General features: G+C 61.1%; 12 protein-coding genes. 7 read left to right on the forward strand and 5 right to left on the reverse strand.

The features are described 5' to 3' along the window. Window positions 1–25 precede the first annotated feature (25 nt). The gene (gene acs, locus A0U93_RS01160; protein ID WP_077805752.1) at window positions 26–1,927 is read right to left on the reverse strand and encodes an acetate--CoA ligase; all 1,902 of its coding nucleotides are present in this window, start codon (window positions 1,925–1,927) and stop codon (window positions 26–28) included. A 268-nt stretch (window positions 1,928–2,195) separates the two neighbouring features. Between acs and A0U93_RS01165 the strand changes: the two genes are divergently transcribed. The 3 genes from A0U93_RS01165 to A0U93_RS01175 all read left to right on the forward strand — a co-directional run bounded on the left by A0U93_RS01165 (window position 2,196) and on the right by A0U93_RS01175 (window position 6,678). After that, window positions 2,196–4,169, forward strand: coding sequence for a M61 family metallopeptidase (locus tag A0U93_RS01165; protein WP_456306287.1), 1,974 nt, complete (start codon window positions 2,196–2,198; stop codon window positions 4,167–4,169). 68 nt (window positions 4,170–4,237) lie between these two features. Then, a complete protein-coding gene (locus tag A0U93_RS01170; RefSeq protein ID WP_077805754.1) occupies window positions 4,238–5,476 on the forward strand; it encodes an allantoate amidohydrolase in 1,239 nt (412 codons plus the stop codon). A gap of 2 nt (window positions 5,477–5,478) precedes the next feature. After that, entirely contained in the window at window positions 5,479–6,678 is a 1,200-nt protein-coding gene (locus A0U93_RS01175) for a pyridoxal-phosphate-dependent aminotransferase family protein (RefSeq protein ID WP_077805755.1), read from the forward strand. Here A0U93_RS01175 and A0U93_RS01180 read toward each other — a convergent pair. From A0U93_RS01180 to A0U93_RS01190, 3 genes are all read right to left on the reverse strand, one after another. Then, window positions 6,663–7,175 (reverse strand): hypothetical protein, encoded by a 513-nt coding sequence (locus A0U93_RS01180; RefSeq protein ID WP_245824995.1) that lies wholly within the window; start codon window positions 7,173–7,175, stop codon window positions 6,663–6,665. The two genes, A0U93_RS01175 and A0U93_RS01180, sit on opposite strands and share 16 nt — an antisense overlap. 73 nt (window positions 7,176–7,248) lie before the next feature. Continuing rightward, the gene (locus A0U93_RS01185; protein WP_077805756.1) at window positions 7,249–8,124 is read right to left on the reverse strand and encodes an SDR family oxidoreductase; all 876 of its coding nucleotides are present in this window, start codon (window positions 8,122–8,124) and stop codon (window positions 7,249–7,251) included. A gap of 1 nt (window position 8,125) precedes the next feature. Further along, complete coding sequence (locus tag A0U93_RS01190) at window positions 8,126–9,481, reverse strand: hypothetical protein (protein ID WP_077805757.1); 1,356 nt, start codon at window positions 9,479–9,481, stop codon at window positions 8,126–8,128. Window positions 9,482–9,733: 252 nt separating this feature from the next. On the opposite strand from A0U93_RS01190, the gene rplM reads away from it, so the two are divergent. Both rplM and rpsI read left to right on the forward strand, forming a co-directional pair. After that, entirely contained in the window at window positions 9,734–10,210 is a 477-nt protein-coding gene (gene rplM, locus A0U93_RS01195) for a 50S ribosomal protein L13 (RefSeq protein ID WP_077805758.1), read from the forward strand. Between the two features lie 5 nt (window positions 10,211–10,215). Continuing rightward, window positions 10,216–10,701, forward strand: a complete 486-nt coding sequence (rpsI, locus tag A0U93_RS01200; RefSeq protein ID WP_077805759.1) for a 30S ribosomal protein S9 — start codon at window positions 10,216–10,218, stop codon at window positions 10,699–10,701. An 89-nt stretch (window positions 10,702–10,790) separates the two neighbouring features. On the opposite strand, the gene A0U93_RS01205 is transcribed toward rpsI, so the two are convergent. Next, entirely contained in the window at window positions 10,791–11,036 is a 246-nt protein-coding gene (locus A0U93_RS01205) for a con-10 family general stress protein (RefSeq protein WP_211274036.1), read from the reverse strand. 304 nt (window positions 11,037–11,340) lie between these two features. Between A0U93_RS01205 and odhB the strand changes: the two genes are divergently transcribed. Continuing rightward, complete coding sequence (odhB, locus tag A0U93_RS01210; RefSeq protein ID WP_077805760.1) at window positions 11,341–12,624, forward strand: 2-oxoglutarate dehydrogenase complex dihydrolipoyllysine-residue succinyltransferase; 1,284 nt, start codon at window positions 11,341–11,343, stop codon at window positions 12,622–12,624. A 16-nt stretch (window positions 12,625–12,640) separates the two neighbouring features. Then, a complete protein-coding gene (gene lpdA / locus A0U93_RS01215; protein WP_245824997.1) occupies window positions 12,641–14,038 on the forward strand; it encodes a dihydrolipoyl dehydrogenase in 1,398 nt (465 codons plus the stop codon). Window positions 14,039–14,081: the final 43 nt, after the last annotated feature.

Consider the following 14,081-nt stretch of genomic DNA (forward strand, 5'->3'; position numbering starts at 1 on the left):
ACGAAGCCCTGTGTCAGCCTATCGTCTACGACGTGGCGCGCTGTGCGATTTCGATCAATGTCGGCACGATATCAGGGTTTGCCAGAGTGGACAGATCGCCGAAACCCTCCGTCTCACCGCAGGCAATCTTGCGCATGAGGCGGCGGACGTTCTTGCCCGAGCGTGTTTTCGGCAGATCCGGCACGACGAGTACGCGTTCCGGCACGGCGTAGCGCCCGACCTTGGCCGTGATTGCCTTGACGGCGCGTGATTCCATCTCTGCTGCGGAGGGATCGCGCGGCACGACATAGACGACGATACCTTGGCCTTTCAGGTCGTGGGGCACGCCGATCGCGGCGCTTTCGGCGATGGCGTGATCGGTCGCCAGAGCGTCCTCGATCTCCGCGGAGCCGATTCGGTGGCCGGAGACATTGATGACATCGTCCACGCGGCCGGTGATCCAGAAATAGCCTTCCTCATCGCGCCGTGCGCCGTCGCCGGTGAAATAGTGACCGGGATAGGGTTTCAGATAGGTCGTCTGGAACAGGCCGTCGTCCTGCCAGATCGTCAACGCGCGACCCGGCCATGCGCCATCGATGCACAGAACGCCTTCGGCCGCGCCGTCGATCGGCGCGCCTTTTTCGTCCACCAATACGGGCTGGATGCCCGGCAACGGCAATGTCGCGGCTGCCGGCTTCTCCTTGACGGCACCAGGGATGGGCGAGATCATGATGCCGCCGGTTTCCGTCTGCCACCACGTGTCGACCAGTGCGCAGCGCCCCTTGCCAATGACATCGTGGAACCATGTCCAGGCATCATGGCTGATCGGCTCACCCACCGTGCCGAGCACACGCAGGGTAGAGAGGTTGCGGGCGTCCGGCACGTCGTCGCCTTCGCGCATCAGGGCGCGGATGGCCGTCGGCGACGTGTAGAATGTTGTGACCTTGTGATTCTCGATGACGTCCCACCAGCGACCGGGATGCGGCGAGGAAGGCATTCCCTCGAAAAGGAGAATGGTCCCACCATTGGCGAGCGGGCCGTAAACGACATAGCTGTGACCGGTGATCCAGCCGATATCGGCCGTGCACCAGAATATATCGCCCGGCTGATGGTCGAACACCATTTCCTGCGTATAGCTGGCCCAGGTGAGGTAACCGCCAGTGCCATGCACGATGCCCTTGGGCTTGCCCGTGCTGCCGGAGGTGTAGAGCAGGAAAAGCGGATCGTTCGCGGACATCGTCTCCGCGTCGCATGACGGCATGGCGGCTTCGAGAAGGGGTTCGAGTGCTGCATCCCGGCCGGTCTGCATCGGCACCGAATCGTCGGTCACCGACACGACAAGCAGCCGTCGAACGGACAGCGGGCGCAGGCCGAGTGCCGTGTCCATGGTTGCCTTGAACGGGATGCGCTTGGCGCCGCGGCGTCCAACATTCGCCGTGATGGCGACGACGGCGCCGCTATCGGCAAGCCGGTCGGCAATCGCTTCCGCGGAGAAGCCGCCGAATAGCACGACATGCATCGCGCCGATCCGTGCGCAGGCGAGCATCGCCACGATGCCCTCCGTCACGCCCGGCAGATGGATGGCGACGCGATCACCGCGCTTTACGCCTTCCTCGCGAAGAACATTGGCCATCCGGCAGACCCGCTCATGCAGATCGCGATAGGTCATGCGGATGATGTTGTCCGCCTCCTCGCCCTGCCAGATGAGCGCAGTCTGATCGCCGCGCGTCGCCAGATGCCGGTCGAGGCAGTTCACGCTCGCGTTCAGCGTGCCATCCGCGAACCAGCCGTTCGTGGCATCGTGAATCTTATTGGGCCATTCAATCCAGTCGAGACGCTGCGCCACCTTACGCCAATAGGCCTGCGGATCACGCTTCGCTTCATCGCTCAGGGCACGATGATCGGCAGGCGTAAGGCGCGGGCTGACGTGGGGATCGGGAGCAGACATTATATCGACAGACTCATGAGAAATGGAAAGGCATTTCGCCGGATAAATGACACGGCAATACGTGACATTAACTTAAGCAACGAACCAAATCCATCCGGCCGAAACGATCGGTCAGTCGCCGACCATCCTGACCGGGCACGATCGCATCGGAAGTGAAATAATGTTTTAACATGAAACGTCTTCTTGTCAGAACGGACGGTTTCAAGTCTTCTTTCGCGACCGATCCCGCATGAAGCGGGCATTTGCCATTCTTGGAGCCTCGTCCAGCGTGCTAGACAAATTCCGCCTGTCGCTTCTCGCCCTTACGGCACTCTCTACCTTCCCGGCCGTAGCCCAGACGCCCAGCGCCGATCCGACCGGCAAACAGCCGCAGCCCGAAGCCGCGCCGATGCCGCCGGCCATTCCCGCGCCGCTCGACAAGACATTTCCCGGCACCATCAAGTTGACGGTCGATGCCACGGACACGGTGCGTCATGTGATGTCCGTCCACGAGACAATTCCCGTTCCGCAGGACGCGCGCGAGAAGGGCGACCTTATCGTCCTTTATCCGAAGTGGCTGCCGGGAAATCATTCGCCAAGCGGTGAGATCGAGCAATTTGGCGGTCTGGTCGTGAAATCGGGCGGCAAGACGCTCGATTGGGTTCGCGATACCGCCGATGTCTATGCTTTCCATATTCCCGTCACCAAGGCACAGACGTCGATCGACGTGAGTTTCCAGCTCCTTTCACCGATCACGCCGAACGAAGGGCGCGTCGTGATGACGCCGCACATCGTCAATGTGCAGTGGAACCAGGTATCTCTTTATCCGGCCGGCTATTATTCACGTGATATTCAGGTGACGCCCAGCGTGATCGTGCCGAGTGGCTGGCAGATCGGCACGGCGCTTCGCCCGAGCGGCAAGGGTGTCGGAAACACCACGACGTTCGGTACGGTAACATACAATACGCTCGTGGATTCACCGCTGTTCGCGGGTGAATATTTCAAGAAGGTGCTCCTGACGCAGCCCGGCGCCGTCCCGGTAACGCTGGACATGGTCGCGGACAAACCTGCCGACCTGGTCTATAACGATCAGGAAATCGAGGCGCATCGCAGTCTCGTCAAGCAGGCATTGCTGACGTTCGGCTCGCAGCACTACGACCATTACGATTTCCTGATGGCCCTGACCGACGATCTTGGCGGGATCGGTCTTGAGCATCATCGTTCGAGCGAGGATAGCGTCAGCCAGGACTATTTCACGGACTGGGCGCATTCCTTCCCGCAGCGCGATCTGCTGGCGCATGAATATACGCACTCCTGGAATGGCAAGTATCGCCGCCCCGCCGATCTTTACGGACCCACGTTCAACAACGTGCAGCGCGGCTCCCTCCTGTGGGTATACGAAGGACAGACCCAGTATTGGGGCAATGTGCTTGCGGCGCGCTCGGGGCTGGTGACCAAGGCGCAGGGGCTGGACTCGCTTGCCATGGTGGCGGCGACATACGACCAGCAAGGCGGTCGCGTCTGGCGTCCCGTCGTGGATACGACCAACGATCCCACGATCGCGCAGCGTCGACCGAAGTCCTGGCGGGATTACCAGCGTTCGGAGGATTATTACTCGGAAGGCCAGCTCGTCTGGCTGGATGCCGATACGTTGATCCGCAAGCTCTCAAACGACAAGCTGTCGCTGGACGATTTCGCCAAGCGATTCTTCGGCACGAATGACGGCAGTTACGTCGTCAGCCCCTATAATTTCGACGATGTCGTTCGTACGTTGAATGCGGTCGTTCCGTATGACTGGGCCAAATTCCTGCACGATCGCATCTATACGGTGCGTCCGCATGCCCCGCTGGATGGACTGGCTGCTGGCGGCTATCGTCTTGTCTTCACGGACAAGCCGAACGAGTTCATGGCGCAGAGCGACAAGAATCGCCATCGTCTCAACCTGATGTTCTCCGGCGGCTTCATGTTGACGGAGAAGGGGGTCGTCAATGGCGTGCACTGGAGCGGGCCGGCTTATGAGGCCGGGCTGGTCATCCATGACCAGATCGTGGCCGTGAATGGCGACGCCTTCAGCCCGAGCGTTCTTCGCGACGCGATCACGGCGGCACATGCTACCGGCACGAAGCCCATCGAATTGCTGGTGCGCACGGGCGATCGGTTCCGCACGATCGCCCTGGCCTATCACGATGGCCTTCGCTACCCGCATCTGGAACGGATCGAGGGCACGCCGGATCGTCTCGGCGCGATCTACACGGCGCGCTGATAGAGCGCTCCGTGCGGGTAGGCGGCCTGACGTTTTAAGGTCGTTTGCCTGCACCTTCGAGATGAGACATGCTGGGTCACATGGAAACGGTTTTCTCCCGCGCGAAAGCACGTTGTGACCTTCTGGGCATCGCGCCTTACAGCGACCGGTCGGACATGCTGTTCCGGCCGTATCTCGGGGCGGGACACCGCGCGACGCTCGAAACGCTGACGACGTGGATGCGGGAGGCCGGCATGACCGTGTCGGTCGATGCGGCGGCCAATATCGTCGGGCGCTATGGCGCAACGTCGCGCGAGGCACCGGTTCTGCTCTTCGGTTCGCATGTCGACAGCGTGGAGAACGGCGGTCGCTATGACGGCATGCTCGGCGTGCTGCTCGGGATCGAAGTGGTCGAGCATTTCCATCGGCAAGGCCGGCGCTTCCCGTTTGCGCTGGAGGTGATCGGCTTCGGTGACGAGGAGGGGTCGCGCTTCCCGGCCTACATGCTGGGTTCGCGCGCGGCCGCCGGCATGCTTGGCGAAGCCGATGGCGACGTCCGGGACATTCAGGGAATCACGTTGCGTGAGGCACTTGCCGAGTGGGGGCTGTCGCCTGAACATCTGCCGACGGCCCGGCGCATGCATGTCGCCGCCTATATCGAAGCACATATCGAGCAGGCCCCGCATCTGGAACGCGCCGGACGATCGCTGGGGGCAGTCCGTGGCATCGCGTCCCAATACCGTTACCGCGCGACGTTCGAAGGACAGGCAGCCCATGCCGGGACGGCGATGCACGAACGGCGCGATGCGCTTGCGGCCGCAGCGGAAGCCATACTGGCCCTTGAGCGGATCGGGCAGGATGGGCCGTCCGATCTGGTCGTGACCGTCGGCGATATCGCGGTCATCTCCGGTGCGCCGAATGTCGTGCCGGGACGCGTCGGGTGGAGCATCGACATGCGGGCGCTCGACATGGCGGTTCTGGAGCACGCGGCGAATGCGGCGCGTGCCGAACTCGAACGGATCGCAACAGAACGCGGAATGGTCTTTTCCCTGGCGCGCACGCAGGATTTGCGCGGCGCGTTATGCGATGTCGCGCTGGAGAGACGAATCCGCGATGCGATCCGCGAGACGACCGGCGAAGAGCCGCCGGAACTCGTCAGTCAGGCCGGCCACGATGCAATGATCGTGGCTGACCTCGCGCCGATGGCCATGCTGTTTATCCGCTGTGCGGGCGGAATCAGCCATAATCCGGCGGAGGCGGTTGCCGAAGATGACGTGGAGGTGGCACGCGCCGCCCTGATCCGATTTGTGGAAAAATTCGAGGTTTGACGATGGGCAGCGATTTTTTCGGTGAGATCGACCCGCCCCAGCGCCTGTTGATGGGGCCGGGGCCAGCGAACGTTCATCCACGCGTTCTCCGCGCCATGAGTGCCGATGTGTTGGGACAGTTCGATCCCGAGATGACGGACTACATGAACCAGACGATGGCACTCTATCGGCAGGTGTTCATGACGCGAAACCGCTGGACGTTCCTGATCGACGGAACGGCCCGGGCGGGGATCGAGGCGGCTTTGACGTCCTTGATCGAGCCGGGCGCCCGGGTGCTCATCCTGCGCGGCGGGCGGTTCGGCATGCTGCTGTCCGAAATCGCCGAGCGACTGGACGCCGATATTCGCACGGTCGATCTCGAATGGGGGGAGGTCGCGACGCTGGCGCAGATCGAGGCGGGACTTGCCGAGCATCGCCCTGCCGTCTTCGCGGCTATCCATGGCGATACATCCACCACGACAGCCCAGCCTCTGGATGGTGTGGGCGCGCTATGTGCTGCGTATGGCGCGATGTCCTATGTGGATGCGACAGCCACGCTGGGTGGCATGCCGGTCGAAACCGACAAATGGGGCATCGATGTCGTCTCGGCCGGGTTGCAGAAGTGCATGGGAGGCCCGCCGGGTTGCGCACCGATAACGATCTCCGATCGCGCTGCGAACTTTATGGCGGCCCGTCGCAAGGTGGAGAGCGGAATTCGCCGGGCCGACATCGCAGATGGCGATCGTCCGTTTATCCGCTCCAATTATTTCGACCTCTCCATGATTATGGATTACTGGTCCGAGAAGCGGCTGAACCATCATACGGAAGCCACCTCCATGCTTTATGGCGCGCGAGAATGCGCGCGCGTTCTGCTGCAGGAAGGGTTGCCCGCACGGTTCGAGCGCCATGCCCGATGTGGCGCCGCGATGACGGAGGGGCTCCGTGAGATGGGGCTGGAAGTTTATGGTCAGGACGCCTATCGGATGACCAACGTCACCGGCGTGTATATTCCGGCGTCAATCGATGGCGAACGGGTGCGCCGCCGTATGCGTGAGGATTACCAGATCGAGATCGGCACGGCGTTCGGCCCCCTGGCAGGGAAGATCTGGCGCATCGGCGCGATGGGTTACAATGCCGAAATGGACAAGGTCCGTCGGACGCTGGATGCGCTGCGCCTGACGCTGGCGCAGGAGGGCTTCGTGCCGGATCAGGCCCGACCGTAACCGAAACTGTCGCGCTTTCGGGGGGCGAGGCGATAGGTCAGGCCGCCGGGCGAGAGGTCGGGTTGTCCGTTCGCCGCCGTCGGCACCAGGACGCCGTTCGGCAGCTCGATATAGTCGGTCACGAGAGTTGCGTGATGCATGCCGGTATCCAGGCCATGAAGGATCAGTCTGTGACAAGGCTGGCCCTGAATGGTGACAGGGTGAATCTCCCAGGTTCCCGTCAGGAAATCCGACTCGTTGAGCGGGCTACCATTGGTCCACATGGTCTGGGTATGCATTCTGAAGCCGCCATGGTCTGCCGTCAGTGGCCCGTCGAGAACGAGTTCGACGCTTATCTGGGCCTCTGGCACGGGCAGTGGCTGATAGCCATACCAATCTCCGAAAACCGGGCCAGTCGGGTCCGTGCAACTTGCCAGCCCCAGGAATAGCCCGATCTGGCCGAGCAGGAAGCGCCGTAATCCGGAATGCATGATGATTCGATCCATCGCCCGGGTCATGCTTCAGTCGATGATCGTCCTGCCGCGTGCCGAAGCCTTCATAGACGAATTTCGTGCGGGCGTGACGAAAGAATCAGTCGCGGGCGAAAAGCTGCGTCAGTCCGTCTTTCAGGGGGCGGGGGTCGACTCCCAGAACAGTGCGCATCGGCGTTATATCGAAAGCCTTGTCTTCCATGAGGCGTCGAATTTCATCGCGACCGATTCGCGGTAGTCCGGGAAGGCGAGCGGCGAGCGGCGTGATCGCCATCAGCGCGGCGGCAGGGAGCGACAGGATCGGTCGTTTGCCAAGTCCAGCCGCTTTGGCGACGCCCTGAACGAAATCGCGATAGGCCATGGCCTGCGGACCGGCGATGACCATGCTTCCCGGCGCATCGAGCTTGCCGGACGTTGCCCGATCGATGGCGGCGATCAGGGCTGCGGTGACGTCGTCCTGATGAATGGGCTGCACCAGCGCCGTTCCGCCCTGTGGAAGGGGAACGATCGGCAGGAATTTCAGAAGCCTTGCCAGACGCTGAACGTTGTCTTCCCCGGTCGCCCCATAGATCATGGTGGGATGCAACATGATCCCTGGCCGCCGGGACGTCATCAGCGCCTGTTCTCCGGCCAGAACGCCCGTTCCGTGAGCGTCGGGCCAGCGGGTGAACTTTCGCGTGCTTCCCAATCCGATCAAGGTCGCATGGGGCGGCGCTGCGTTCAGAATCGCACCGGTGTGGCGCGCATGAGCCGTGTTGACGATATGGCGCGCGTCGGATAGCGCGCGAACCAGAACCTTGGCTGGACCGGACACATCCGCCACACGCGCATCGGCGGCATATCGATCATCCGGCGGCAAGCGTGCCGGATCACGCACAATGGGAACGACCCGATAGCCACGCGCGTGCAGGGCACGACATAATGAGCGGCCCGAGCGTCCACTCGCGCCGATGACATGGATGATCCGATCGTTCATGTCAGCGAACGCGCGTGGTCATGATCGGCGGCTGAAGCAGCTCAGGATGCGCTATGAGGTTCGCCGGTGTGAGTAACGTCGCCAGTTGAGCCATGGGCAGGGGGGACGTGGGATGAAACGATATTTCGAGTGTGTGGTCGTCGGGTGACGACACGTATTGTGGCACGTCATGCAAGCCTGGAATCGCGCTCGTCACGACATTGAGGGTCGTGATTGCCTGATTGCGATATTGATCCGGCGTCATCTGGTGTCGTTGCGCCTGATCCTGGAAGAACCGGTTAATCAGCGACGAGTCACGATACGTTAAGGTCGTGTCGATCAAACGCATTGCCGATAGTGTCTCCGCTGTCATTTTCGCACCGGGTGTTGGGATGCGGTCGAACTGCAATGTCAGTGTCGTCGCAGCAAGGGCAGGTATGTCGAGCGTCTCGACGACGCGCATCGTATCGGTGTTCGGTGGACGCTCGGCATCGATGATGACGCGCGCGGGCTCTCCCTGTGCCGCGAACGGAATCGGTGGCGCCTCGTCGAAACGCAGACTCGGTGCATTCAATGTCAGGTGAAAATGATTTGCATCATGCCGCTCGACCATGTCGGACGCGGTTGCGGCATGCCGACCGCTGACAATCCGGATGCCGCTCAGAGTCGTGTCGCCCGTTACGACGGCCGATGCCGACATGTTTTCCGTTGGGGCAAACACGGCGGCGAGATCGCTACTATGGCCTTCACCGCGCGCAAAAGACGACGAGAACGCGCGCGGTGACTGTCCTGTCGCGCCTTCAGGCATCAATGCGGAGACCGCACTGCATCCGAATGTTGCGTGGTCGAATGCGTAATGGCCTTCCTGCTGGCGTCCGTAATGGTCGATGGCAAGTTGGCTCACAGCATAAGAGCAGCCAGACCGGCCGCCTTGACCGGACAGGTCCCGGAACACGGCTTTATCGAAGCGAATGCGTGCCGGCTGGATGATGTCGCTGGCCAGACCCTGCCCGTTTATCGATGACGGTACGTCGAGGCGGGAGATCCTGATATCGCTGGCTTGCAGGGTTGCCGGGCCGCTTAGCGTGAGATGCTGCGCGTGAATCCTGGAGATGTGCATCCCGTGCGGTGGCGTATCGATCGGGTTGTTGATTGTCAGCGATTGGGCGTCGAGCGTGAAATTGCCCTGGGCATAGTGAATATTGCTGAAGGCAGCGCCGCGCGCGAGTATGCGTGGCGCGGCATCGGTGTAGGAGAACTGCGCGCCCGGCGGCAGGGCGGCGCGAAAGCGCGATATAGCCCGCTGCAGTTCGGCATTGGCTTCATGATGAATGCCGAATCCTCCCAGAACTACCACAAGCAGAATTAAGCCGGTCATGAGCCAGGGTCGGTTCACGTCGAAGATTCCTTACACTTCGGTCAGCGCCGACGAAGGGCGTATCGTATCATGCCGACAAGGTCGAGCGATGATCGCGGCACGCATGTGCGGTATCTGAATACCATACCGCGAAAAATCCCGGAAAACCGCCGGAAATCATGGTGGTCCAGGCAAGAAAACGCTTGACGCTGCACAAGGGTGTCCGCATAAGCCCTCCCCACACGCCAACACACGTTGCTGGAATTGTACACCATGAAAACCACACTTTCGTTGAAGCCCGCCGAGGTGACGAAAGGCTGGGTGCTGATCGACGCCGAAGGGCTCGTTCTCGGTCGCCTTGCCACGATCATCGCCAACCGACTGCGCGGCAAGCACAAGCCGCAGTTCACGCCGCATGTCGATTGCGGTGACAATGTCGTCGTGATCAACGCGGAAAAAATCGTGCTGACCGGCAACAAGGTCGGCCAGAAGCTGTTCCATTACCACACCGGGCACCCGGGTGGCATCAAGGAGCGCACCATCACGCAGCGCCTGACCGGCAAGAATCCCGGCAGCGTCGTCGAGAAGGCGGTCGAGCGCATGATTACGCGCGGCCCGCTGCAGCGTGCGCAGATGAAGCATCTGTACGTCTATGCCGGTGAGTCGCATCCGCATGAAGGGCAGCAGCCCGTCAAGCTGGACGTTGCCGCCATGAACCGCAAGAACACCGTCACGTCGATCGGGGCCTGAGAATCATGTCTGAAACCCAAGAGCGCACGGGCTCGCTGCAGGACCTCGCTGGTCTGGCGCCCACCACCACGTCCGCACCGGTCCATGAAGTCAAGCGTGACGCGCAGGGCCGTTCCTATGCAACGGGCCGCCGCAAGGACGCCGTTGCACGCGTCTGGATCAAGCCGGGCAAGGGGGACATCGTTGTCAACGGCCGCTCGGTCGGCACGTATTTTGCCCGTCCGGTGCTGCGGATGCTGATTACGCAGCCGTTCCTGATTGCGGATCGCTACAACACCTTCGACGTCTATTGCACGGTCAAGGGCGGCGGTCTGTCCGGTCAGGCTGGTGCGGTGCGTCACGGCATCTCGCGCGCGCTGACATATTATGAGCCGGGCCTGCGTGGCATTCTGAAGGCGGCGGGCTTCCTCACCCGCGATAGCCGCGTTGTCGAGCGCAAGAAGTATGGCCGTGCGAAGGCACGTCGTTCCTTCCAGTTCTCGAAGCGCTGACAGTTTTGCCCCGGCTTATGGCCGGGGCAAAACCTGTGTCGAAAAACCCCGGTCGCATTATGCGCCGGGGTTTTTTTATGAAAATCGGATCAGCTTTTGTGAGAAGCCTTTCCGCCTTTATGTCCGGCTTCTGAGGCTTTTTCGGGATTATCCGCGAAATTGCCGCTGCCTGAATGTTCCTTTTTCGCTCCGGCACTATGCTGGCCACCTTTCTGGCCTGCTGACGACGCTTTTTCGCGATCTGCGCCAAAACTGCCGGGGTTGTGTGAAGATCCGCCTGTTTTGCCGCTGGGTGACATCGGTACGGTGCGACGATCGTCAATCAAGAAAAACATTGTCTTTCTCCTTATGCACCCAAACAGCATGGCCGCCGTATCGACTGCGGCAGCACGATCGTGCTGCTCGTCCTGGTGCGACGACCTCAACGCGAGAAAGCGATCAGGTTTTCGCGAGGAACAGGCTGGCCAGATAACATATTGCGGCTGCGGGATGTCGTTTGAAGACTTGAAAGAGCGTGACATCCGACGAATACGGCTTCCCTCAGGATAATGTGCCAAACCATAGTGTAGGCATTGTGTGAAATCAGCACTATGTTCGCCAGACAGGTAAGGCGCGTCGTCCAGACGCAAGGGGAAAGAGATGTCCGCCGAAATCAAAGTGCCGGTATTGGGTGAAAGCGTGACATCGGCGACAATTACCCGATGGCTGAAGCAACCGGGCGACTTGGTCGCTGTGGACGATCCGGTCGTTGAACTTGAAACCGACAAAATCAGTGTGGAAGTTCCCTCAATAGCTGCCGGGACGCTCGGGGCGCATGCGGTTGAGGCCGGTGCGGACGTAGCTGTTGGGGCTCTTTTGACGACTGTCGACCAGCAGGGATCACCGACAGCGGCAGAGACTGCGGCGAAGACAGGAAAGACAACGGAGCCCGCAAGCCAGTCGCCGCCACCCGTTGCAACACAACCTCCGGCGGTTTCGCCCATGCCGGCCGCTGCGCGCATGATGGAGGAAAATGCCGTGCAGGCTGACGCCATCGGCGCCGGCAGCGGTTTGGGCGGGCGCGTGACCAAGGGCGACGTTCTGGCGTTTCTGGAGCAGAACAACCCGTCATCCAAGCCGGACGAGCCAGCGGTGAAAGCGCCGGAGACGCGCGCACCGGCGTCGACTGAAGACCGGACCGATATGCCGCGCCAGTCCTCTGCCGGTCATGTTGTTGCCCAGAGTGATCGCGAACGACGTGTTCCGATGACCCGCTTGCGGCAGACCATCGCACGTCGTCTGAAAGAAGCGCAGAACACGGCTGCGATGCTTACGACCTTCAATGAGGTCGACATGAGTGCGGCCAAGGCCCTGCGCGCAGATTATCGCGACGTGTTCGAAAAGAAGCACGGCGTTCGCCTGGGCTTCATGTCCATTTTCGCACGCGCTGTGATTGAGGCTTTGCAGGAATTCCCGGCTATCAACGCCGAGATCGACGGTGATGACGTCATTTATCGGCAATTCGTCAATCTGGGGATCGCGGTTGGCAGTGAGCGCGGCCTCGTGGTGCCGGTTCTGCATGACGCCGAGACGCTGAGTTTTGCCGAACTTGAAAAGAAAATTTCAGATTACGGAAAGCGTGCCCGGAACGGTACGCTGAAGCTCGATGAGCTTTCACGCGGGACTTTCTCCATCACCAATGGCGGCGTTTTCGGATCGCTTTTGTCCACGCCGATTCTCAATGCGCCCCAGTCTGCCATTCTGGGCATGCATGCCATTCAGGATCGGCCTGTCGCACTGGACGGACAGGTGGTCATTCGGCCGATGATGTATGTCGCGCTGTCTTACGATCACCGGTTGGTCGATGGGCGGGAAGCCGTGAGCTTCCTGGTGCGCGTGAAGCAGTATGTGGAAGACCCGCGACGTCTTCTGCTGGATGTGTGAGTTGGAAAGTCGCGTTATGGCTGAACAAACCGATTTCGACCTTGCCGTCATTGGTGCCGGCCCCGGAGGCTATGTGTGCGCGCTGCGCGCTGCACAACTGGGGATGAGGGTGCTGTGCGTGGACCGCCGGGCAACGCCTGGCGGCACATGCCTCAATATCGGCTGCATTCCGTCCAAAGCCCTCCTGCATGCATCCGAGCGACTGCATGAGGCGCAGAAGGATTTTGCGACGCTGGGCATTGATGTCACGGACGTCAGGGCAGATCTGGCCCGAGTCATGGCACGCAAGGAAAAGGTGGTCGGCGACACCGTCAAGGGTGTCGGTTTCCTTTTCAAAAAGAACGGTGTCACGTTCCGCCACGGTACGGCACGGATCACCAAGCCGACCGAACTGGAAATCGATGGCGATCGCGTTACGGCCACCCATATCGTGATTGCAACGGGGAGTGCGCCGATCGCGCTGCCCGGCATCGAGTTTGACGAGCAGCAGGTGGTTTCCTCTACCGGCGCCCTGTCGCTCCCGGAGGTGCCGAAACAGCTTGTTGTGGTCGGTGCGGGCGTTATCGGGCTGGAACTCGGCAGTGTATGGCAGCGTCTCGGCGCGAACGTGACCGTCGTGGAATACACGGATCAGATTGCTTCCGGCTTCGATCGCGGCCTGTGCACCCAGTTTCAACGAAGCCTGAGCAAGCAGGGTATGACCTTTCGCCTGTCGAGCCGGGTAACGGCGATCGAGAAAAACCCGAGCGGCGCGCGCGTCACCTACGAACCCGTGCAAGGTGGCGAGAAGCAGACCATCGAGGCGGATGTCGTGCTTGTCGCGGTCGGGCGGCGACCGGTCACTGACAGCTTGGGGCTGGATACGCTGGGCGTTACGCTTGATTCATCCGGTCGGGTTCAGACGGATGCTCGTTATGCTACGAACGTCGATGGGATTTACGCCATCGGGGACGTCATTGTCGGGCCGATGCTGGCGCACAAGGCGGAAGAAGAAGGAATTGCGCTGGCCGAGCAGCTGAATGGTCGTGCTGCGCATGTTCGTTATGATGCGATTCCCTCCGTGATCTATACCCAGCCGGAATTTGCGATGGTGGGCCGCACGGAAGAGCAGTTGAAAGCGGACGGTATCGACTATCGGATCGGCAGTTTTCCGTTCATGGCAAGTGCGCGCGCCCGCGCGATCAACGCAACCGATGGTGCCGTCAAGGTTCTTGCTTGTGCCAGGACAGACAAAATTCTCGGCGTTCATATCCTCGGGGCATCCGCAGGGGAGTTGATCGGCGAGGCGACACTTGCCATGGAGTTCGGCGCCAGCGCGGAAGACGTGGCACGGACATGTCATGCGCATCCAACGCTATCCGAAGCCCTGAAGGAAGCGGCGATGGCGGCTTATGACAAGCCACTGCACATATAGAAAAAATTTCATGTAAATAGACTGAAGCCGAGACAGTGCAGTC

Source organism: Neoasaia chiangmaiensis (genome assembly GCF_002005465.1).
GTDB lineage: Bacteria > Pseudomonadota > Alphaproteobacteria > Acetobacterales > Acetobacteraceae > Neoasaia > Neoasaia chiangmaiensis.

Coding starts and splice junctions, on each gene's coding strand:
- rpsI (WP_077805759.1), top strand. CDS start 10,216: ATGTCTGAAACCCAAGAGCGCACGGGCTCGCTGCAGGACCTCGCTGGT.
- A0U93_RS01185 (WP_077805756.1), bottom strand. CDS start 8,124: ATGAACGATCGGATCATCCATGTCATCGGCGCGAGTGGACGCTCGGGC.
- acs (WP_077805752.1), bottom strand. CDS start 1,927: ATGTCTGCTCCCGATCCCCACGTCAGCCCGCGCCTTACGCCTGCCGAT.
- A0U93_RS01180 (WP_245824995.1), bottom strand. CDS start 7,175: ATGACCCGGGCGATGGATCGAATCATCATGCATTCCGGATTACGGCGC.
- odhB (WP_077805760.1), top strand. CDS start 11,341: ATGTCCGCCGAAATCAAAGTGCCGGTATTGGGTGAAAGCGTGACATCG.
- rplM (WP_077805758.1), top strand. CDS start 9,734: ATGAAAACCACACTTTCGTTGAAGCCCGCCGAGGTGACGAAAGGCTGG.
- A0U93_RS01175 (WP_077805755.1), top strand. CDS start 5,479: ATGGGCAGCGATTTTTTCGGTGAGATCGACCCGCCCCAGCGCCTGTTG.
- A0U93_RS01170 (WP_077805754.1), top strand. CDS start 4,238: ATGCTGGGTCACATGGAAACGGTTTTCTCCCGCGCGAAAGCACGTTGT.
- A0U93_RS01190 (WP_077805757.1), bottom strand. CDS start 9,481: ATGACCGGCTTAATTCTGCTTGTGGTAGTTCTGGGAGGATTCGGCATT.
- lpdA (WP_245824997.1), top strand. CDS start 12,641: ATGGCTGAACAAACCGATTTCGACCTTGCCGTCATTGGTGCCGGCCCC.
- A0U93_RS01205 (WP_211274036.1), bottom strand. CDS start 11,036: ATGTTTTTCTTGATTGACGATCGTCGCACCGTACCGATGTCACCCAGC.